The organism is Pseudomonas sp. Z1-12, from assembly GCF_051132015.1.
Lineage (GTDB): Bacteria > Pseudomonadota > Gammaproteobacteria > Pseudomonadales > Pseudomonadaceae > Aquipseudomonas > Aquipseudomonas zanjanensis.
In genome coordinates this window covers 5,905,014-5,924,030 of sequence record NZ_CP071647.1, presented here as the reverse complement: position 1 = coordinate 5,924,030, position 19,017 = coordinate 5,905,014, and the positions used below count along the sequence as shown (strand labels likewise).

Here is a 19,017-nt window from a genome sequence, read left to right as displayed (position 1 = left end):
ACGTGATGCGCCGCCGTGCCACCTTGCTGCAGCGCATGCACATCGACGGTCCGTTGTTGATCCTGCTGCTGACCCTGGCCGCCGGCAGCCTGTTCGTGCTGTATTCGGCCAGCGGCAAGAGCTGGGACTTGCTGGCCAAGCAGGCCACCTCGTTCGGCATCGGCCTGGTGTCGATGATCGTCATCGCCCAGCTCGAGCCGCGGTTCATGGCGCGCTGGGTGCCGGTGGCCTACATCGTCGGCGTCGGTTTGCTGGTGGTGGTGGACATCATGGGCCACAACGCCATGGGCGCCACCCGCTGGATCAATATTCCCGGGGTCATCCGCTTCCAGCCTTCGGAGTTCCTCAAGATCATCATGCCGGCGACCATTGCCTGGTACCTGTCCAAGCGCTCCTTGCCGCCACAGCTCAAGCATGTATGTGTCAGCCTGTTGCTGATCGGCATCCCGTTCATCCTCATCGTGCGCCAGCCGGACCTCGGCACCTCGCTGTTGATCCTGGCCGGCGGCGCCTTCGTGCTGTTCATGGGCGGGTTGCGCTGGCGCTGGATCCTCAGCGTGATCGCCGCCGCCGTGCCGGTGTCGGTGGCCATGTGGTATTTCGTGATGCACGACTACCAGAAGCAGCGCGTCCTGACCTTCCTCGACCCGGAAAGCGATCCGCTGGGCACCGGCTGGAACATCATCCAGTCCAAGGCCGCCATCGGTTCCGGCGGCGTATTCGGCAAGGGCTGGCTGATGGGCACCCAGTCGCACCTGGACTTTTTGCCGGAAAGCCACACCGACTTCATCATCGCCGTGATGGGCGAGGAGTTCGGCCTGGTGGGTATCTGCGTGCTGCTGCTGATCTATTTATTGCTGATCGGCCGGGGGCTGGTGATCACCGCCCAGGCCCAGACATTGTTCGGCAAGTTGCTCGCGGGCAGCCTGACCATGACGTTTTTTGTTTATGTTTTCGTCAACATCGGTATGGTCAGTGGCCTGTTGCCGGTCGTGGGGGTGCCGTTGCCTTTCATTAGCTACGGAGGAACTTCGCTGGTGACACTACTGTCAGCGTTTGGGGTTTTGATGTCGATTCATACGCATCGCAAGTGGATCGCGCAGGTTTGAATAAGGTGAAGAGTTCAATGCAAGCAATGCGTGGCTGGTCGACGCGATGTGCGCCGTGGATCGGCCTGGTCGGCCTCCTGGGCAGTGCGTCGCAGGCCTTGGCCGGTGAATACGAAGGCTCGCCACAGGTGGCCGAATTCGTCGGCGAGATGACCCGCGACTACGGTTTCGCCGGTGAACAACTGATGGGGGTGTTTCGCGAGGCCGAGCGCAAGCAGTCGATCCTCGACGCGATCTCCCGGCCCGCCGAGCGGGTCAAGCAGTGGAGCGAGTACCGGCCGATGTTCATCACCGAGGCGCGTGTCGCCCGGGGCGTGGACTTCTGGCGCCAGCACGAGGCGGCCCTGGCCCGTGCCGAGCAGGAATACGGCGTGCCGGCCCAGTTCATTGTGTCGATCATTGGCGTCGAGACCTTCTTTGGCCGCAACACCGGGAATTTCCGGGTGATCGACGCGCTGTCGACCCTGGGCTTCGACTACCCGCCGCGTGCCGAGTTCTTCCGCAAGGAGCTGCGCGAATTCCTGCTGCTGGCCCGTGAAGAACAGGTCGATCCGCTGACCCTCAAGGGTTCCTACGCCGGGGCCATGGGCCTGCCACAATTCATGCCCAGCAGTTTCCGCGCCTACGCGGTGGACTTCGACGGCGACGGCCACATCAATATCTGGACCAACCCGACCGATGCCATTGGCAGTGTCGCCAGCTATTTCAAGCGGCACGGCTGGGAACCCGGCCAGCCGGTGGTCAGCCGGGCCGATGTGCGCGGCGAGCAAGTGGACCAGGGCCTGACCGAGGGCATCGAGCCGACGAAAACCGTCGGGGAGTTGCGGGCGTTGGGCTGGTCGAGTCATGATGCGCTGCGTGACGACATGCCGGTCACCGCGATGCGCCTGGAAGGCGAACAGGGCCCCGAATACTGGATGGGCCTGAAGAATTTCTACGCGATTACGCGTTATAACCGCAGCGTGATGTACGCCATGGCCGTATATCAACTGTCTGAAGAGCTGGTCAAAGCACGGGGCGTCAAATAATGCGGGCATTGCCTACCTATCAACCCCTGAAAACCAAGCCTTTCAAGCTGGTGGCGCTGGCCGCGCTGTCGCTGCTGGTCGTCAGTTGTTCGACCAGCCGCGCGCCGGTCCAGAAAAACACCACCGCCGTGCGCGCCACGCCCGGCCTGGACATCAACCGGGCCCACAAGGACGGCGCGCCGTGGTGGGACGTGGACGTCTCGCGCATTCCTGACGCCACGCCGACCCTGCACACCGGCCCCTACAAGGCCAACCCCTATACGGTGCTGGGCAAGACCTATTTCCCGATGGCCGAGTCCAAGCGCTACGTGGCCTCGGGCACGGCATCCTGGTACGGCACCAAGTTCCACGGCCAGAACACCGCCAACGGCGAAGTGTACGACCTGTACGGCATGAGCGCGGCCCACAAGACCTTGCCGCTGCCCAGCTATGTGCGGGTGACCAACCTGGACAACAACAAGACGGTGATACTGCGGGTCAACGACCGTGGGCCGTTCTATTCCGACCGCATCATCGACCTGTCGTATGCGGCGGCGAAAAAACTCGGTTACGCTGAAACCGGCACTGCCCGGGTGAAAGTCGAAGGCATCGACCCGCAGGAATGGTGGGCCCAACGTGGCCGTCCGGCGCCTTTGATGCTCAACGAGCCGAAAGTGGCGCAAAATGCCGCGCCCACCGTGACGGCGTCCTCCGGCACGGTCGAGCAGTGGACACCGCCGCCGCAGCAACACGCCGCGGCCGTGCTGCCAGTGCAGATCGATGCAAAAAAAAACGCTTCTGCAACAGCGTCTGGCCAGTTTCTGCAAGTGGGCGCGTTCGCCAACCCGGACGCTGCCGAGCTGCTGAGGTCGAAGCTCAGCTCGATGGTGAGCGCCCCGGTGTTCATCAGCTCGATCGTGCGCAACCAGCAGACACTGCATCGGGTGCGCCTGGGGCCGATCGGTTCTCCGGGTGAAGTCCAGAAGGTGCAGGACAGTGTGCGCCTGGCCAATCTCGGTTCGCCGAGCCTGGTCACTGCTGAGTAATTGATTGAGGCCCGCTTGCGGTTGGAGCGGGTCAGGTTGTTGGCTCCATGAATAATAAAAGCCCGGCAAGGGTGTGAGTGAGCAACTTAAATACGCGGCAGCCCGAGGGTTTGTATGAAAAGTCGCCGAGCGGCGATCAGGCAAGGCGAAAACAGGCGAGGAAGCGGAGTTGACTGGTTGTCAATGAGCATTCCGAGCCTGTTTTCAACGCAGCATGATCGTCGCGCAGGCACTTTTCATACAAAGCCTGAGGTTGCCTGTTTTAGTTCTGCCTTCGGGCAGTCCCATTAGCGATTTCGAGAGACGGATGAACATCACCACCTTTGCCAAACGCCTTTGCCTGCTAGTCCCGCTGCTTCTCTCACCGGCCGCGTTCGCGGTCGAGATGATGCCAGCGCCCCCTCAATTGGCTGCTAAATCCTTTGTGCTGATGGATGCCAGCAGCGGCGAGGTGCTGGTGGAGAACAACGGTGACCAGCGTCTGCCACCGGCCAGCCTGACCAAGCTGATGACCGCCTACATCGCGACCCTGGAAATCCGTCGTGGCCAGATCGGTGAAAACGATCCGGTGACCGTCAGCGAAAACGCCTGGCGCACCGGCGGCTCGCGGATGTTCATCAAGGTCGGTTCGCAAGTGACCGTCAGCGACCTGCTGCACGGCATCATCATCCAATCCGGCAACGACGCCAGCGTCGCCCTGGCCGAGCACATCGCCGGCAGCGAAGATGCGTTCGCCGACATGATGAACAAAACCGTGGCCGACCTGGGCATGACCAACAGCCACTTCATGAACCCCACCGGCCTGCCGAACCCTGAGCACTATTCGTCGGCCCACGACATGGCGATCCTGGCCCGGGCAATCATTCATGAAGACCCGGCGCACTACGCCATCTACTCCCAGAAGGAATTCTTCTGGAACGGCATCAAGCAGCCTAACCGCAACCTGCTGCTGTGGCGCGACAAGACCGTCGATGGCCTGAAGACCGGCCACACCGACGAAGCCGGCTACTGCATGGTGTCCTCGGCTGTGCGTGACGGCATGCGCCTGATCGCCGTGGTCTTTGGCACCAGCAGCGAAGTGGCCCGTGCCGCCGAGACCCAGAAGCTGTTGACCTACGGCTTCCGTTTCTTCGAAACCCAGACCTTCTACCAGAAGGGCACCGAACTGGCCCAGGCCCAGGTCTGGAAAGGCTCGACCAACCAGGTCAAGGCTGGCCTGGCCCAAGACCTGACTATGACCCTGCCTAAAGGCCAGCTCAAGAAGCTCGCTGCCAGCATGACCATGAACCCGCAACTGACCGCTCCTATCGCCAAGGGCGACGTGATCGGTAAAGTCGAAGTCAAACTGGACGACAAAGTGGTGCACAGCGCTGACCTGATCGCTCTGGACGCGGTCGAGGAAGGTGGTATCTTCCGCCGCATCTGGGATAGCATCCGTCTATTCTTCTACGGCTTGTTCAACTGATTGAAGTGTTGACGTGCATGGCCTCGTTCCCCTCCGGAGCGGGGCCATGTGCGTTACCACGGCTTACGAGGCCGTTACGCCATGACAGACTCCGAAGTAAAGGCGCCAAAAATCGAATTCCCCTGCGCGGATTACCCGATCAAGGTAATCGGCGACACCGGCGTGGGTTTCAAGGACAAGATCATCGCGATCCTTGAAAAACATGCCACCGTTGACCACAAGACCCTGGCCGAGCGCCAGAGTACCAACGGCAAGTACACGACGATCCAGTTGCACATCATTGCCACCGGTCAGGAACAGCTCTACGACATCAACAGCGAGCTGCGCGCCACCGGTTTCGTGCACATGGTGTTGTGATGCCGGGCACGCTGGGCTTTCGCGAGCTGGGCACGATGGCTTACGAGCCGGTCTGGCATGCCATGCAACGCTTCACCAACGAACGCGGCACCCGCGCCGACGATGAAGTCTGGCTGGTGGAACATCCGCCGGTGTTCACCCAGGGCCAGGCCGGCAAGGCCGAGCACCTGTTGCTGCCGGGGGAAATCCCGGTGGTGAAGGTCGACCGCGGCGGGCAGGTGACCTACCATGGGCCTGGCCAACTGGTCGCCTACCTGTTGCTGGATGTGCGCAAGCTGGGGTTTGGCGTGCGCGAGCTGGTCACCCGCATGGAGACGTGCTTGATCGAGCTGTTGGCCAGCTATGGAGTGACGGCGGCGGCCAAGCCGGATGCGCCGGGTGTCTACGTCGATGGGGCGAAGATCGCGTCCCTGGGTTTGCGGATCCGCCACGGCTGTTCGTTCCATGGCCTGGCGTTGAACGTGGACATGGACCTGGCGCCATTCCGACGGATTAATCCCTGTGGCTACGCGGGACTGGCGATGACCCAGTTGAGCGAGCACGCAGGATCGATTGAATTTGCCGAGGTAAGTGCCCGGCTGCGCGCGCAGCTCGTCAAACACCTCGACTATGCTGAGCAGACGACCCTCACGGGCGGAATCGACTGATATGACTACTGATGCAGTGCAAACCATGATCCCGACGCTGGACGTCACCGAGCGTCCGGCCCCGCGTGCCAAGGTAGAGGCCGGCGTCAAGCTGCGCGGCGCCGAGAAGGTTGCACGCATCCCGGTCAAGATCATCCCCACCACCGAATTGCCGAAGAAACCCGACTGGATCCGCGTGCGCATCCCGGTTTCCCCGGAAGTCGACCGTATCAAGGCCCTGCTGCGCAAGCACAAGCTGCACAGCGTCTGCGAAGAAGCTTCCTGCCCGAACCTGGGCGAATGCTTCTCCGGCGGCACCGCCACGTTCATGATCATGGGCGACATCTGCACCCGTCGCTGCCCGTTCTGCGACGTCGGTCACGGCCGTCCGAAGCCATTGGACACCAACGAGCCGGAAAGCCTGGCCATCGCCATCGCCGACCTGAAGCTCAAGTACGTGGTCATCACCTCGGTGGACCGCGACGACCTGCGTGACGGCGGTGCCCAGCACTTTGCCGATTGCATCCGCGAGATTCGCAAACTGTCGCCAAACGTCCAGCTGGAAACCCTGGTGCCCGATTACCGTGGCCGCATGGACATCGCCCTGGAAATCACCGCCGCCGAGCCGCCGGATGTGTTCAACCACAACCTGGAAACCGTGCCGCGCCTGTACAAGGCCGCGCGTCCGGGTTCGGATTACCAGTGGTCGCTGACCTTGCTGCAGCGCTTCAAGCAGATGATGCCGCACATTCCGACCAAGTCTGGCTTGATGCTGGGCTTGGGTGAGACGGATGAAGAAGTTATCGAGGTCATGAAGCGCATGCGTGAGCATGACATTGACATGCTGACCTTGGGCCAATATCTGCAGCCTTCCCGTAGCCACTTGCCGGTGCAGCGTTTTGTGCATCCGGATACCTTTGCCTGGTTTGCCGAGGAAGGGTACAAGATGGGGTTCAAGAACGTGGCTTCGGGGCCGTTGGTGCGGTCTTCGTATCATGCGGATGAGCAGGCTAAGTTGGTCAAGGCTGAGTTGCTCGGGTCCTGATTTTTTGGAGGGGCGCGGGGTGTATATCCGTTTTTTGCGTAACGGCGGCTTATGGTTCCGCTCTTACAGCGGGTCACTTTTGAAGAGCGCAAAAGTAACCAAAACGCTCCTGCCCCACCACTCGGTGCCTCGCTTAGGCTCGGCATGCCCTCACTCCGGCATTGCTCCGTGGGCCCGCCGCGAAGGGCCATCCATGGCCCAGCGCGGCTATCCCGGCATCCATGCCGGGATACCCACTCCACAATGCCTGCGTTCGGCCATCGTGGTTAACGGGGCGCCCCAGATCAAGATCAAGATCAAGATCAAGATCAAAAGCCAAAGCGAGGCGGCCTGATAGCCGACCTGGCTCTGGCAGTCGTACTTCGATCCAATTGTGGGAGCGAGCCTGCTCGCGAAGGCGGTGGGTCAGTTTGCGGTGATGTTGGATGTGCTGGCCTCTTCGCGAGCAAGCTCGCTCCCACAGGTTTTTGCGGTGTATATGGGTTTTGTGTCTGCTGAAGATCTAATGTGGGAGCGAGCTTGCTCGCGAAGGCGGTAGGTCAGTTTGCGGTGATGTTGGATGTGCCGGCCTCTTCGCGAGCAAGCTCGCTCCCACAGGTTTTTGCGGTGTATATGGGTTTTGTGTCTGGTACAGCTCCAATGTGGGAGCGAGCTTGCTCGCGATAGCTGTGGTGCAGCCACATAAATGCCAGCCCCGACCGCTTTTGATCTTGATCTTGATCTTGATCTTGATCTTGATCTTGATCTTGATCTTGATCTTGATCTTGATCTTGATCTGAGACGCCCCGTTAAACCACGCTGGCCGAACGCAGGCATTGCGCAGTGGGCACCTCGGCATGGATGCCGAGGTAGCCGCGCTGGGCCATGGATGGCCCTTCGCGGCGGCCCACGGAGCAATGCCGGAGTGAGGGCACACCGAGCCTAGGCGAGGTGCCGAGTGGTGGGGCAAGAGCGTTTTGGTTACTTTTGCGCTCTTCAAAAGTGACCCGCTGTAAGAGCGGAACCCTAAGTGGCCGTTACACAAAAAACGGATATACACACAAAGCACGCCAAAAAAACCGGGAACCCCATGGCCCTAACCCCACACCACCCAGTCCCAGCTCTCCCTATAGAAGGCCTGATCGGAGTGATAGCCCCAGCCGGCCCCGCCCCCCTGGACACCGAAAAAGCCACCCAATGGATGCGCGCAAGGGGCCACGAACTGCGAATCTTCCCAGGCGTCTACGAAAAAGACGGCTACCTCGCCGGCAGCGACGACACACGCCTCAACGACCTGCACACAGCCTTCGCCGACCCAGAAATCAAAGCCATCATCTGCCTGCGCGGCGGCTACGGCACCCCCCGGCTGCTGGATCGCATCGACTTCGACCTCATACGCCGCAACCCCAAGCCATTCGTAGGCTACAGCGACATCACCGCCCTACATCTAGCCATCAACCGCTACGCCGGCTTCGTAACCTTCCACGGCCCACTGCTCAACGCCGACCTCCTCGGCGACAAGGAACCTCCAACCGTCACCTCGTTTTTCAGCCTGCTACGTGGACAGGTGAAAGCCGGCAGCCTGCTGAGCCATCCCGCGGCCTACCCATTGACCACCGTCGAGCCAGGCATCGCCCACGGCCGCCTGCTGGGCGGCAATCTCTCGATGATCGCCGCGACCATGGGCACGGCCTATCAGATCGACGCCGAAGGGGTGATCCTGTTCATCGAAGATGTCAACGAACCGCTGTATCGCATCGATCGCCTGCTGACTCAATTGCGACTGGCGGGCACCCTGGCGAAATTGCGCGGGGTCCTGGTAGGGGATATAGCGGGGGTAGACCTTGAGGCGTTGAACCGGTTGCTCAAGCAGACCTTCGCGCCGTTGCGCATCCCGGTGTTGTCCGGCTGGCGCAGCGGGCATTGCGATCCGAACCTGACCTTGCCCATGGGGGCGTTGGTGACGCTGGATGCTGGGGAGAAGCGGTTGGTGTTGGAGCAGGATGTGGTGATCAGCCGCTAGTCATGTAGCGCCTGCAAGCAGTCTTCGCGAGCAAGCTCGCTCCCACAGGGTGACCGGAAACCCTGTGGGAGCGAGCTTGCTCGCGATGGCGTCAGCGGCCATACGTCCATTCAGCGCTTGCGCAACGCCTCAAGCAGTTGGTGCGTCGGATACCCATCCGCCGGCCAGCCGAACGACTGCTGGGCGCTGCGGATCGCTTTGCGGGTGTTGGCACCGATGATGCCGTCGGGGTTGCCCGCGTCGTAGTTGTGCTTGCCCAGCAGGGTTTGCAGTTCCACGCGTTCGCTGCGGCTCAGGGGCAGGTCTTCCTTTGGCCATTGGCCGTAGACCAATCCCGCACCGCTGAAGCGCTTCGACAACAGCCCGACCGCCAAGGCATAGGACGATGAATTGTTGTACTTGAGGATGGCGCGGAAGTTATCGAAGATCAGGAACGCCGGACCGCGATGGCCAGCCGGCAGGAGTAAGGACGCGGAGAGCTGCTTGTCCTCGGGGGCGATCGGCAAGCCGCCATATTCTGCAACGCCTAGCCGCATCCATTCGGAGACAGGCTTGCGGATCGTGCCATCGGCCAGCGTGTAGTCGAAGCCCTCGTTGAGCGAGACCTCGAACCCCCACGGCTGGCCGCGCTGCCAGCCGGAGCTTTGCAGGTAGTGCGCGGTCGAGGCCAGGGCGTCGGTGGAGCTGCCCCAGATGTCGCGGCGCCCGTCGCCGTCGAAATCCACTGCATGGGTGTTATACGTGGTGGGGATGAACTGGGTCTGGCCCATGGCACCGGCCCAGGAGCCGAGCATTTTTTCCGGTGTGATATCGCCCTGTTGCAGGATCTGCAACGCGGCGATCAATTGCGCATGGGCAAAGCCCGGGCGCCGTCCTTCGTAGGCCAGGGTCGCCAGGGAGTTGATGACCGACTTGCTGCCCTGGAACTGGCCGAAGTTGCTCTCCATGCCCCATACCGCCACCAGCGCCTCGCGATCGACGCCATAACGCTGCTCGATGCTTTGCAGGATCTGGGCGTGCTGTTGGATCAGGCTCTTGCCCTTGTTGACTCGCAGTGGCGACAGCGCACCGTCTAGGTATTCCCACACGGGACGGGTAAATTCCGGCTGGCTGCGGTCGGCCTTGATCACGCTCATGTCCGGGCTGACGCCGACAAACGCACGGTCGAACAAATCGGCACGGATCCCGGCGGCCAGCGCTTCCTTGCGAAACCCGGCCTGCCATTCAGCAAAGGTCTGGGTGGGCGCAATCACCAAGTCGTCACCGGTGGGCACCACGGGCGGCACGATGGCAGGCGCGGTCACGACGGGAGCTGTCGGGAGTGGTTGGGCGTCGGCGGCGGTAGGTTTTTCGGCGCAGGCGACAAGCAGGACAACGCTTGCGGCAACAATCATTTGGCGCAGTGGCCAACGATGGGAAAGACAGAAGGGCATGCACGGGTCCAGAAATACAAATCAGGTGCTGACCTTATCATGCGAAAGGGGCGTAGGGCTTGTCCGAGTGTTTCAAGCGGCCAGAAAGCAAGAAGCCTCCCAGTTGTCAGACTGGAAGGCTTCGCGGCGGTAGCTGCCCTTGCCCTTGGCGGGTCGTTCCTGGCGGCTGCGGAACAGGGGCTGGGCGACGATGGACTTGGCCTTGTTGGGGCCATGCCTGGATGGCTTTTTGCTCATGATGGGATCTCTCGTGGGGTGGTTTTTGCGGGGCAAATCATGGGACAGAGTTGGGGGGTTGTCCAGTCCCTGCATTGCGTAGGAAATCAAGGAAGGCCAGGGGCATTGTGGCTGGGGCGCTGTTGTGGCGAGGGAGCTTGCTCCCGCTGGGCCGGGCTGGCGTTCCAGCGCGCAGCGGCCCTGTTTTTTGGGTCTGCTGCGCAGCCCAGCGGGAGCAAGCTCCCACGCCACAAAAGCATCCTTGTCACAAAAAATCTGTTGTCTGGAAACGAGGGTTATTCAGCGGGCAAGGGCAGCCGCTGTCCGGCCATCAACAGCGACAACCGACTGAGGCTCATCCACGGCGAGCCCGCGGCCTGGCCCTTGATCTGCGCGTCGATGCGTTGGGCCTCGAGCAGCAATTGCGCCCAGCGCGACGCGGAATAGCGCTGCAGGGCCTTGCTCATCAGCGGTTTGCGCTTGTCCCAGACGGGCGGGCGGGCCTGGCTGAAGGCTTTGTCCAGCGGTACGCCCTGGCTGTATTGCAGGGACAGGTTGGCCAGCAGGCGCAGCTCCCGAGCCAGGGCCCAGAGGATGACCGGCGGCTCGACGCCTTCGCCCCGCAGGCCTTCGAGCATGCGCAAGGCATGGGCGGCTTCGCCGTTGAGGATCGCATCGGTCAGCCCGAAGACATCGAAGCGCGCACTGTCGGCCACGGCGGCCTGCACCGTTTCCACGGTGATCTGCCCGCCCTCGGCCATCAGCTTGAGCTTTTCGATTTCCTGGGCAGCGGCCAGCAGGTTGCCCTCGACCCGGGCGGCAATCAGCTCCACTGCGTCCTGGCTGGCCGAGAGACCCGCCTGGGACAGGCGCTGACGAATCCAACTGGGCAACTGGCTGACGTCCACCGGCCAGATCTGCACGAACTGGGTCTGCGGGCCTTCCACCAGGGCCTTGCCCCATTTGGTCTTCTGCGCGCTGCCGTCAAGTTTCGGCAAACTGACGAGCAGCACCGTGTCTTCGGCCGGGCGTGAGCAATATTCGATCAGCGCGGCGGCGCCCTTGTCACCGGGCTTGCCAGACGGCAAGCGCAGTTCCAGCAGGCGTTTTTCGGCGAACAACGACATGCTCGCCCCGGCCTGCAGCAGCGTGCCCCAGTCGAAACTGGCATCGGCGGCGAAGACCTGGCGTTCGTCGAAGCCTTGTTGGCGAGCGGCGCTGCGGATGGCGTCGGCGGCTTCCTGGCACAGCAGCGGGTCATCGCCGCTGATGATGTAGACGGGCGCAAGCGCGCCTTGCAGGTGTTTGCCGAGTTGGGCGGGAGCGAGCTTCATAAGAGAAGACGAGCGGGGCGCCGGAGCGCCCCGCAAGGCTTATTCAGCCGGGATCTGCATCGGCGACTGCTGCGGGGTTTCCGCTTCAGCCTTGCGTGCCGCTTCCAGCGCTTCGGCTTCGGCCTTGGCCTTGGCGTCGGCGGTCTGTTGCAGCTGCTCCAGTTGGGCCGGGCTCAGCTGTTGCAGACGCAGCATCATGCGTTGCACGAGGTCACGACGCATTTCGTCGCGCACTTCGCTCGACTCCTGGTCGGAACCGGTGATGTTGTTGCCGTCGTGCAGGTAGACCTTCTGTACCTCCAGCTTGTCGTCCAGCAGCACCAGATCGTTCTGGCCGCGGATTTCATAGCTCAGCACGTTGTTCAGTTCGTATTCGGCCGAACGACCGGCGCCGGCATAGCTCAGGCTGCGCTGGCTTTGCTGTTCACGGGTCAATACCAGCTTGTACGGCGCTCCGCCGTAGACTTTCACGCCGCTGTTTTCCAGGTTGTCGCGCAGCATCTTGACGGTTTCGCCATAGGCGTCCCGTGCGCTGAGGTCCAGCTCATTGATCGCCAGCTCGGTGGTGCCGGTGCCACGCAGTTGGAAGCCGCAGGCGCTCAACAGGACCGCCAGGCCCACTACCAGCAGATTACGTTTGATCATCTTGTTGCTCCCCTTGAACCCTATGGGGGTCGACCAGGCGACCCCGCAGGTTGTATTCGGCGCCAGGCTCGAGCCTGGCGCCCGATCCAATTAGCTTGCGACGATGTTGACCAGCTTGCCGGGCACGACGATCACTTTGCGAATCGTCAGGCCATCGACGAAGCGCAGCACGTTTTCGTTGGCCCGTGCAGCGGCTTCGACTTCTTCGCGAGTGGCGGCGGCCGGCATTTCGATCTGGCCGCGCAACTTGCCGTTGACCTGGATGACCAGGGTCAGGCTGTCCTGCACCAGCGCGGTTTCGTCCACCAGCGGCCAGCGTGCATCGATCACCGGGTCGGCGTGACCCAGTTGATTCCACAGCTCGTGGCTGATGTGCGGCGTGATCGGCGCCAGCAGCAGCGTCACGGCTTCCAGGCCTTCGTGAATCAGTGCGCGATCCTGCTCGGTGCCTTGGGCGGCTTTTTCCAGCACGTTCATCAGCGTCATCACCTGGGCGATGGCGGTGTTGAACTTGTGGTTCTGGCCGACGTCATGGCTGGCCTGCTTGATGGCCAGGTGGATCGAGCGGCGAACGGCTTTCTGCTCGTCGTTCAGGCCGGCGACGTCCAGTTTGCCCGGCAGGCCCTGGGTGACATGGGCTTGGGCCAGGCGCCAGACGCGCTTGAGGAAACGGTGCGAGCCTTCGACGCCCGAGTCGGACCATTCGGCGCTCATGTCAGGTGGCGAGGCGAACATCATGAACAGGCGGCAGGTGTCCGCGCCGAACTGGTCGATCATCGACTGTGGGTCGACGCCGTTGTTCTTCGACTTGGCCATCTTCTCGGTGCCGCCGATTTCCACCGGCAGGCCGTCGGCGATCAGCTTGGCGCTGATGACCTTGGCCTTGCTGTCGCGTTCGAGTTCGACGTCGCTCGGGTTGAACCAGGTGTAGGCACCGTTGGCTTCGCGACGATAGTAAGTCTCGGCGATCACCATGCCTTGGGTCAGCAGGTTCTTGAACGGCTCGTTGGAGCTCACCAGGCCTTCGTCGCGCATCAGCTTGTGGAAGAAGCGCGCATAGAGCAGGTGGAGAATGGCGTGTTCGATGCCGCCGATGTACTGGTCCACTGGCAGCCAATGGTCAGCCGCGGATTTTTCCACCAAGCCACCTTCATAGTGCGGCGAGGCGTAGCGGGCGTAATACCAGGAGGACTCGACGAAGGTGTCCATGGTGTCGGTTTCACGCTTGGCTGGCGCGCCGCATTTCGGGCAGCTGCACTCATAGAACTCAGGCATGCGTGCCAGGGGCGAGCCGGCGCCGTCGGGTACGACGTCTTCCGGCAGGACCACAGGCAACTGGTCTTCCGGCACCGGTACGTCACCGCAGGTGTCGCAATGCACGATCGGGATCGGGCAGCCCCAGTAGCGCTGGCGGCTGATGCCCCAGTCACGCAGGCGGAACTGGGTGCGCGAGGCACCGAGGTTCTTCTTGATCAGGGCGACTTCGATGGCGTCGAACGCACCGGCGAAATCCAGGCCGTTGAACTCGCCGGAGTTGATCAGCTCGCCGTGTTCGCCGTAGGCGTCCTGCCAAGGTGCCGGGGTCTGGTCGCCGGCGCTGGTGCGCACCACCGCTTTGATCGGCAGGTTGTACTTGTGGGCGAATTCGAAATCACGCTCGTCGTGGGCCGGCACGGCCATGACCGCGCCATCGCCGTAGTGCATCAGCACGTAGTTGGCGACCCACACCGGCAGTTTCTCGCCGGTGAGCGGGTGCTCGACGAACAGCGACGTCGGCAGGCCTTTCTTCTCCTGGGTGGCGACGTCGGCTTCGGCGACGCTGCCGCCCTTGCATTCGGCGATGAACGCCTGCAGCTCAGGGTTGTTGCGGGCGGCCAGGGTCGCCAGCGGATGCTCGGCGGCCACGGCCACATAGGTGGCGCCCATCAGCGTGTCGGGGCGGGTGGTGAAGACTTTCAGGGTGCCGGCTTCGCCGATGGAGGCGACGTCGTACGGGAACTGCACTTCCATGCCCCGGGACTTGCCGATCCAGTTGCGCTGCATGGTCTTGACCTGCTCGGGCCAGCCGGTCAGCTCGTCGAGACTCTCCAGGAGTTCATCCGCATAGGCGGTGATCTTGAAGTAGTACATCGGGATCTCGCGCTTTTCGATCAGCGCGCCGGAGCGCCAGCCGCGCCCGTCGATCACTTGCTCGTTGGCCAGTACGGTCTGGTCCACCGGGTCCCAGTTCACGGTGCCGTTCTTGCGGTAGATCACGCCTTTTTCGAACAGGCGGGTGAACAACCATTGTTCCCAGCGGTAGTAGTCGGGCTTGCAGGTGGTCACTTCGCGGGACCAGTCCACCGCCAGGCCCAGGCTGCGCAGCTGGGATTTCATGTAGGCGATGTTTTCGTAGGTCCACTTGGCGGGCGCCACGTTGTTCTTCATCGCGGCGTTTTCCGCCGGCATGCCGAAGGCGTCCCAACCCATGGGTTGCAGGACGTTCTTGCCTTGCATGCGCTGGTAGCGGGAGATCACGTCGCCGATGGTGTAGTTGCGCACGTGCCCCATGTGTAGCTTGCCGCTGGGGTAAGGGAACATCGACAGGCAGTAGTAAGTCTCCTTGCCTGGCTGTTCACTGACTTCAAAGGACTTTTGCTCGTCCCAGAACGACTGGGCGGCGGCTTCGATTTCACGGGGCTGGTAGTGTTCGTGCATGGCTACTTTTGTACTGAATGGGGTGGCCCAATCCTCTTCGTGGCGATGCTGGGCGCAGACGACGCCGAATGCGGCGTTTTCGATGCCCAGCCAAGCTGGAAGTGGAGTTACAGGAAGCGCCGTAGCATACATGACCGCGCTCTACCGAGGGAAACCTTAGATTGCGTGTCGACCATCGACGACCCCAGGCGATGACCCGTGTTCAGGGCCGTTGGTCGCGGCGCCCTGCCGGTTTGCCCAGCGAAGCTAAGCTTCTCAATGGGGAGTGAGTCTTATCTTCAATGAGGTGAGGGATGGTTGAATCACAACGAAAAGTCGCTACACCTGAGTTGTATGAAAAATTGATCGATCGTCTCGGGGTGGCCCTGGACGCTGCAAGAACCGCCGGTCGCTTGCGTGATGAGCGTCCGGCAGAGCTGGAACTGCGTGGCTTGAGCCCCGCAGAGTTCGAACTGGTCAAGGCCTACCTTGAGCAGGTCGGGCACCAGGCCCCTGCAATCGGGGCCCAGGCAAACAAGCGTCTCGATGCGCCCCGTTCGGCCAAAGTCGTGTGGCTCAAGGACCGGACGCCTGACAAGGATGCTGTAAAGGTCCGGTCACTGCAGTTCAAGTAACGCCGGATTCACGCGTGTCGCTTTTTTTGATTCAAGGTTTTTTCGAATCTGTTGTCGCTTTGCGTCAACCCACCTAGGCTTCGGGCATCTATGGAGATGCCCGATGCCGTTTCGCTATTTCATCAAACAACTTTTATTGCCGCCCGGCATTCTTTTGCTGCTGCTGGCGCTTGCCTGGTGGTGGCGCCATTCACGACCGCGCCTGGCCCGCCTATGTTTCGTCGTGGGCTTGGGCGGCTTCTGGCTGATGAGCCTGCCGGTGGTGGTGCAGTGGAGCGCCAAGGCCTTGGAGCGTGATCCACCGCTGCTGCGCAGTGACTGGGCGACCCTGGCCCAGCGTGCCGACGCCATCGTGGTGCTGGGCTCCGGTCGCGAGCGCGGTGACCCGGCCTGGGGAGCCGACCAGCCCACCGGCGTGGGTCTTGAGCGCCAGCGTTATGCGGCGCGGCTGGCCAAGGCTTCGGGCTTGCCCGTGTTGACAACCGGGGGCTTGCACTACGGCACCCCGCCTAGCGAGGCCAGGCTGATGGCTGACTCGATGCGCGATGATTTCGGCGTGACCGTGCGCTGGCAGGAAGAGCGCAGCCGCACGACTTGGGAAAATGCCCAAATGAGCGCCGAAATCCTGCTGCCCGCCGGCATCAAGCGAGTCGTGGTGGTCACCCAGGCCTGGCACATGCCGCGGGCGGCCTGGAGTTTCGAGCGCTCGGGATTTGAAGTGGTGCCGGCGCCTGTCGGGTTCCTGGGCCAGGACAACGCTCGGCCACTGGGTGGCTGGATGCCGGAGTTCAAGGCGATCTGGCAGTCCGGGCAGTTGATGAACGAAGCGGTGGGGTTGGTGGGGTATTGGTTGTTTTACCGATGAAACACCGTGTGGAGTGAGGTGATCGCTGTTGTGGCGAGGGAGCTTGCTCCCGCTGGGGCGCGAAGCGGCCCCAAAAAAAGGGCCTGCTGCGCAGGCCAGCGGGAGCAAGCTCCCTCGCCACAGGGTTTTTCATTCACATGGGGGACCGAGTTAAACCGTCCTGGCCATCCGGCTCGCCATCAGCGCCCAGCCCAGTAACAACACGCACAAAACGATCAGCGGCCACGAGCGCCATTGCAGGTACGGGGTCAAGCCGTGCATCGGCACTACTTCGCCATACAGGATGCCGCGTTCGAATTGCGGGATCTGTGCGGTGATCTGGCCGAAGGGGTTGATCAGGCCGGTCACGCCGTTGTTGGTGGCGCGGATCATCCAGCGGCCGGCCTCCAAGGCACGCATCTGGGCCATTTGCAGGTGTTGCAACGGGCCGATCGAGGTGCCGAACCAGGTGTCGTTGCTGATGGTCAGCAGCAGGTCGCTGCGCGCCGACAGGCTGGCGGCAAACTCCGGGTAGACCACTTCATAGCAGATGAACGGCGCGATCTGGTAGCCCTTGGCTTGCAGCAACGGCTGGTCGGCCGGGCCCCGGGCGAAGTCCGACATGGGCAGGTCGAAGAAAGCGATCAGGCCGCGCAGGATGTCCTGCAGGGGCACGTATTCGCCGAACGGCACGAGCTTTTGCTTCAAATAAGTACCGTCACCTTCGCCGGTCACGGTGATGCCGTTGTAGTAACGCTTTTCGTGGCGCACCAGTTGCCGGATCGGCACGCCGGTGATCAACGCCGACTGCCGTTCGGCGGCGAAGTTGCCCATCATGTCCAGGTAGCCCTGGGCGGATTCCTTGAGCACCGGCACCGCGGTTTCCGGCCAGATCAGCAGGTCGACGCGCTTGGAGGCGAAGCTCATGTCGCGGTACAGCGCCAGCTGCGCGTTGAGCTGGTCGGGGTCCCACTTCATGCTTTGTTCGATGTTGCCCTGGATCGCCGCGACACTCAGCGGCTCGCCCGAAGGGCTGGTCCAGGTATGGCCCTTGAGCGCCATGCCGGCCATCCATGGGCCGATCAGCAGCAACACGCCCGCGGCAATAAAGCCTTTGCGGGCGCCGCGGATCAACCGGGGCGCGTTGTACAGCAGCGCGGCGGTCAGGGCGAGGGTGAAGGAGATCAGCCACATCCCGCCCAATGGCGCGAGACCGGCCAGGGGGCCGTCGAGTTGGCTGTAGCCGGAATACAGCCACGGGAACCCGGTGAGGAACCAGCCACGAAACGCTTCCTGGCCCAACCACAGCGCGGCGAATGCCAGGGCATCGGCCAGTGGCGCCTCGTTGCGACGCAACCAGCGCGCCCACAACCAGGCGGGCAGGGCGAAGAACCAGGCGATGGCGGCGATGAACAGCAGCATCAGAAAGCCGGCGAGCAGCACCGAGGCGCCACCGAAGTTGTGGATGCTGACGTAGATCCAACTGGTGCCGGCACCAAACAAACCGAAACCGAAACACCAGCCACGGCCCAGGGCCTGGCGCGGCGAAAGCTCGCGCAGCCCGGCGTAGAACAAACCGACCGCCAGCAATGCCAGCGGCCAGATATCGAACGGCGCCAGGGCCAGGGTGGTGATCGCACCGGCCGCCACGGCCAGCAAGTTACCGGGCCAGCCGGGGCGGGTTGTCCAGCGCATGTGTGTCCTTAGCGGGTCTCGCAGGGGTTATCGGCCAATGGGTGACAGGCGCAGCAAGTGAATCCGACGGCTGTCGGCATTCAGGATACGGAAGCGCCAGGAGCCGATTTCCGTGGTTTCGTTGCGCTTGGGCAGGTGCCCGAAAGCACTCATCACCAGGCCGCCGACGGTGTCGAACTCATCGTCGGAGAACTGGCTGTCGAAGAATTCGTTGAAGTTCTCGATCGGCGTCAGGGCCTTGATCAGGAAGTCGCCGCTGGGCAGTGGCTTGATGTAGCTGTCTTCCTCGACGTCGTGCTCGTCCTCGATGTCGCCGACGATCTGCTCGAGCACGTCTTCGATGGTGACCAGGCCGGCCACGCCGCCGTATTCGTCGATGACGATGGCCATGTGGTTGTGGTTGGCGCGGAATTCACGCAGCAGCACGTTCAGGCGCTTGGACTCGGGCACGAAGGTGGCCGGGCGCAGCAGGTCCTTGATGTTGAAGCTGTCGCCGTTCTCCTGGAGGATCAGCGGCAGCAAGTCCTTGGCCAGCAGCACGCCCATGACATCGTCATGGCTCTCGCCGACGACCGGGTAGCGCGAGTGAGCGGAGTCGACCACGGCGGGCAGGAATTCACGCGGGGTCTGGGTCGCCTTGATGCTGACCATCTGCGAGCGCGGGACCATGATGTCCCGCACTTGCAGGTCAGCGACCTGGATGGCGCCTTCGACGATGGCCAGCGCTTCGCTGTCCAGCAGTTTGTTCTGGTGTGCATCGCGCAGCAGCTCCAGCAGCTCCTGGCGGTTTTTCGGCTCATGGGCAAAAGCCTGGGTGAGCTTGCCCAGCCATGACTTCTGCCCGTTGGTCGATCGATCTTCGCTCATAGCGATTACTCTGAA

Annotated in this window: 18 protein-coding genes; 11 read left to right on the top strand and 7 right to left on the bottom strand. The window is 62.4% G+C overall.

The genetic code is table 11. From position 1 onward, the window contains the following. The first annotated feature begins 5 nt into the window (after positions 1–5). The 9 genes from rodA to J3P85_RS25845 all read left to right on the top strand — a co-directional run bounded on the left by rodA (position 6) and on the right by J3P85_RS25845 (position 8,657). The gene (rodA, locus tag J3P85_RS25885; protein ID WP_186706612.1) at positions 6–1,109 is read left to right on the top strand and encodes a rod shape-determining protein RodA; all 1,104 of its coding nucleotides are present in this window, start codon (positions 6–8) and stop codon (positions 1,107–1,109) included. Positions 1,110–1,126: 17 nt separating this feature from the next. After that, a complete protein-coding gene (mltB, locus tag J3P85_RS25880; RefSeq protein WP_411385716.1) occupies positions 1,127–2,137 on the top strand; it encodes a lytic murein transglycosylase B in 1,011 nt (336 codons plus the stop codon). Continuing rightward, positions 2,137–3,162 (top strand): septal ring lytic transglycosylase RlpA family protein, encoded by a 1,026-nt coding sequence (locus J3P85_RS25875; protein ID WP_434704025.1) that lies wholly within the window; start codon positions 2,137–2,139, stop codon positions 3,160–3,162. Before mltB ends, J3P85_RS25875 begins: the two co-directional genes overlap by 1 nt. Before the next feature lie 307 nt (positions 3,163–3,469). Continuing rightward, the gene (locus J3P85_RS25870; RefSeq protein ID WP_186706569.1) at positions 3,470–4,627 is read left to right on the top strand and encodes a D-alanyl-D-alanine carboxypeptidase family protein; all 1,158 of its coding nucleotides are present in this window, start codon (positions 3,470–3,472) and stop codon (positions 4,625–4,627) included. An 81-nt stretch (positions 4,628–4,708) separates the two neighbouring features. Next, positions 4,709–4,984 (top strand): DUF493 domain-containing protein, encoded by a 276-nt coding sequence (locus J3P85_RS25865; RefSeq protein ID WP_053125656.1) that lies wholly within the window; start codon positions 4,709–4,711, stop codon positions 4,982–4,984. After that, positions 4,984–5,631, top strand: coding sequence for a lipoyl(octanoyl) transferase LipB (gene lipB, locus J3P85_RS25860; RefSeq protein ID WP_434704024.1), 648 nt, complete (start codon positions 4,984–4,986; stop codon positions 5,629–5,631). The genes J3P85_RS25865 and lipB overlap by 1 nt, the downstream gene beginning before the upstream one ends. Position 5,632: 1 nt before the next feature. Continuing rightward, positions 5,633–6,655: a lipoyl synthase gene (lipA, locus tag J3P85_RS25855; RefSeq protein WP_014340371.1), complete on the top strand. Its 1,023-nt coding sequence runs from the start codon at positions 5,633–5,635 to the stop codon at positions 6,653–6,655. Positions 6,656–6,848: 193 nt separating this feature from the next. Further along, entirely contained in the window at positions 6,849–6,989 is a 141-nt protein-coding gene (locus J3P85_RS25850; RefSeq protein ID WP_250965065.1) for a hypothetical protein, read from the top strand. Positions 6,990–7,724: 735 nt separating this feature from the next. After that, complete coding sequence (locus J3P85_RS25845; protein WP_434704023.1) at positions 7,725–8,657, top strand: S66 peptidase family protein; 933 nt, start codon at positions 7,725–7,727, stop codon at positions 8,655–8,657. A 110-nt stretch (positions 8,658–8,767) separates the two neighbouring features. On the opposite strand, the gene J3P85_RS25840 is transcribed toward J3P85_RS25845, so the two are convergent. From J3P85_RS25840 to leuS, 5 genes are all read right to left on the bottom strand, one after another. Beyond that, positions 8,768–10,090, bottom strand: coding sequence for a lytic murein transglycosylase (locus J3P85_RS25840; protein ID WP_186706566.1), 1,323 nt, complete (start codon positions 10,088–10,090; stop codon positions 8,768–8,770). Between the two features lie 72 nt (positions 10,091–10,162). Further along, entirely contained in the window at positions 10,163–10,327 is a 165-nt protein-coding gene (arfA, locus tag J3P85_RS25835; RefSeq protein ID WP_030140368.1) for an alternative ribosome rescue factor ArfA, read from the bottom strand. Positions 10,328–10,602: 275 nt separating this feature from the next. Beyond that, entirely contained in the window at positions 10,603–11,640 is a 1,038-nt protein-coding gene (gene holA, locus J3P85_RS25830) for a DNA polymerase III subunit delta (protein WP_434704022.1), read from the bottom strand. 39 nt (positions 11,641–11,679) lie between these two features. Continuing rightward, entirely contained in the window at positions 11,680–12,285 is a 606-nt protein-coding gene (lptE, locus tag J3P85_RS25825) for an LPS assembly lipoprotein LptE (protein WP_434704021.1), read from the bottom strand. A 90-nt stretch (positions 12,286–12,375) separates the two neighbouring features. Then, the gene (gene leuS / locus J3P85_RS25820; protein WP_434704020.1) at positions 12,376–14,982 is read right to left on the bottom strand and encodes a leucine--tRNA ligase; all 2,607 of its coding nucleotides are present in this window, start codon (positions 14,980–14,982) and stop codon (positions 12,376–12,378) included. A 293-nt stretch (positions 14,983–15,275) separates the two neighbouring features. Between leuS and J3P85_RS25815 the strand changes: the two genes are divergently transcribed. Then, a complete protein-coding gene (locus J3P85_RS25815; protein WP_181289424.1) occupies positions 15,276–15,596 on the top strand; it encodes a hypothetical protein in 321 nt (106 codons plus the stop codon). A 103-nt stretch (positions 15,597–15,699) separates the two neighbouring features. After that, positions 15,700–16,461, top strand: a complete 762-nt coding sequence (locus J3P85_RS25810) for a YdcF family protein (protein WP_250965943.1) — start codon at positions 15,700–15,702, stop codon at positions 16,459–16,461. A 150-nt stretch (positions 16,462–16,611) separates the two neighbouring features. Here J3P85_RS25810 and lnt read toward each other — a convergent pair whose 3' ends face one another. Together lnt and J3P85_RS25800 are read right to left on the bottom strand one after the other, a co-directional pair. Beyond that, positions 16,612–18,135, bottom strand: a complete 1,524-nt coding sequence (gene lnt / locus J3P85_RS25805) for an apolipoprotein N-acyltransferase (protein WP_434704019.1) — start codon at positions 18,133–18,135, stop codon at positions 16,612–16,614. A 27-nt stretch (positions 18,136–18,162) separates the two neighbouring features. Next, positions 18,163–19,002: an HlyC/CorC family transporter gene (locus J3P85_RS25800; protein WP_186706560.1), complete on the bottom strand. Its 840-nt coding sequence runs from the start codon at positions 19,000–19,002 to the stop codon at positions 18,163–18,165. Between the last annotated feature and the right edge of the window lie 15 nt (positions 19,003–19,017).

What these genes read in the sequence shown, in the direction of transcription:
- rodA (WP_186706612.1), top strand. Translation starts at nt 6, where the DNA reads ATGCGCCGCCGTGCCACCTTGCTGCAGCGCATGCACATCGACGGTCCG.
- mltB (WP_411385716.1), top strand. Translation starts at nt 1,127, where the DNA reads ATGCAAGCAATGCGTGGCTGGTCGACGCGATGTGCGCCGTGGATCGGC.
- J3P85_RS25875 (WP_434704025.1), top strand. Translation starts at nt 2,137, where the DNA reads ATGCGGGCATTGCCTACCTATCAACCCCTGAAAACCAAGCCTTTCAAG.
- J3P85_RS25870 (WP_186706569.1), top strand. Translation starts at nt 3,470, where the DNA reads ATGAACATCACCACCTTTGCCAAACGCCTTTGCCTGCTAGTCCCGCTG.
- J3P85_RS25865 (WP_053125656.1), top strand. Translation starts at nt 4,709, where the DNA reads ATGACAGACTCCGAAGTAAAGGCGCCAAAAATCGAATTCCCCTGCGCG.
- lipB (WP_434704024.1), top strand. Translation starts at nt 4,984, where the DNA reads ATGCCGGGCACGCTGGGCTTTCGCGAGCTGGGCACGATGGCTTACGAG.
- lipA (WP_014340371.1), top strand. Translation starts at nt 5,633, where the DNA reads ATGACTACTGATGCAGTGCAAACCATGATCCCGACGCTGGACGTCACC.
- J3P85_RS25850 (WP_250965065.1), top strand. Translation starts at nt 6,849, where the DNA reads ATGGCCCAGCGCGGCTATCCCGGCATCCATGCCGGGATACCCACTCCA.
- J3P85_RS25845 (WP_434704023.1), top strand. Translation starts at nt 7,725, where the DNA reads ATGGCCCTAACCCCACACCACCCAGTCCCAGCTCTCCCTATAGAAGGC.
- J3P85_RS25840 (WP_186706566.1), bottom strand. Translation starts at nt 10,090, where the DNA reads ATGCCCTTCTGTCTTTCCCATCGTTGGCCACTGCGCCAAATGATTGTT.
- arfA (WP_030140368.1), bottom strand. Translation starts at nt 10,327, where the DNA reads ATGAGCAAAAAGCCATCCAGGCATGGCCCCAACAAGGCCAAGTCCATC.
- holA (WP_434704022.1), bottom strand. Translation starts at nt 11,640, where the DNA reads ATGAAGCTCGCTCCCGCCCAACTCGGCAAACACCTGCAAGGCGCGCTT.
- lptE (WP_434704021.1), bottom strand. Translation starts at nt 12,285, where the DNA reads ATGATCAAACGTAATCTGCTGGTAGTGGGCCTGGCGGTCCTGTTGAGC.
- leuS (WP_434704020.1), bottom strand. Translation starts at nt 14,982, where the DNA reads ATGCACGAACACTACCAGCCCCGTGAAATCGAAGCCGCCGCCCAGTCG.
- J3P85_RS25815 (WP_181289424.1), top strand. Translation starts at nt 15,276, where the DNA reads ATGGTTGAATCACAACGAAAAGTCGCTACACCTGAGTTGTATGAAAAA.
- J3P85_RS25810 (WP_250965943.1), top strand. Translation starts at nt 15,700, where the DNA reads ATGCCGTTTCGCTATTTCATCAAACAACTTTTATTGCCGCCCGGCATT.
- lnt (WP_434704019.1), bottom strand. Translation starts at nt 18,135, where the DNA reads ATGCGCTGGACAACCCGCCCCGGCTGGCCCGGTAACTTGCTGGCCGTG.
- J3P85_RS25800 (WP_186706560.1), bottom strand. Translation starts at nt 19,002, where the DNA reads ATGAGCGAAGATCGATCGACCAACGGGCAGAAGTCATGGCTGGGCAAG.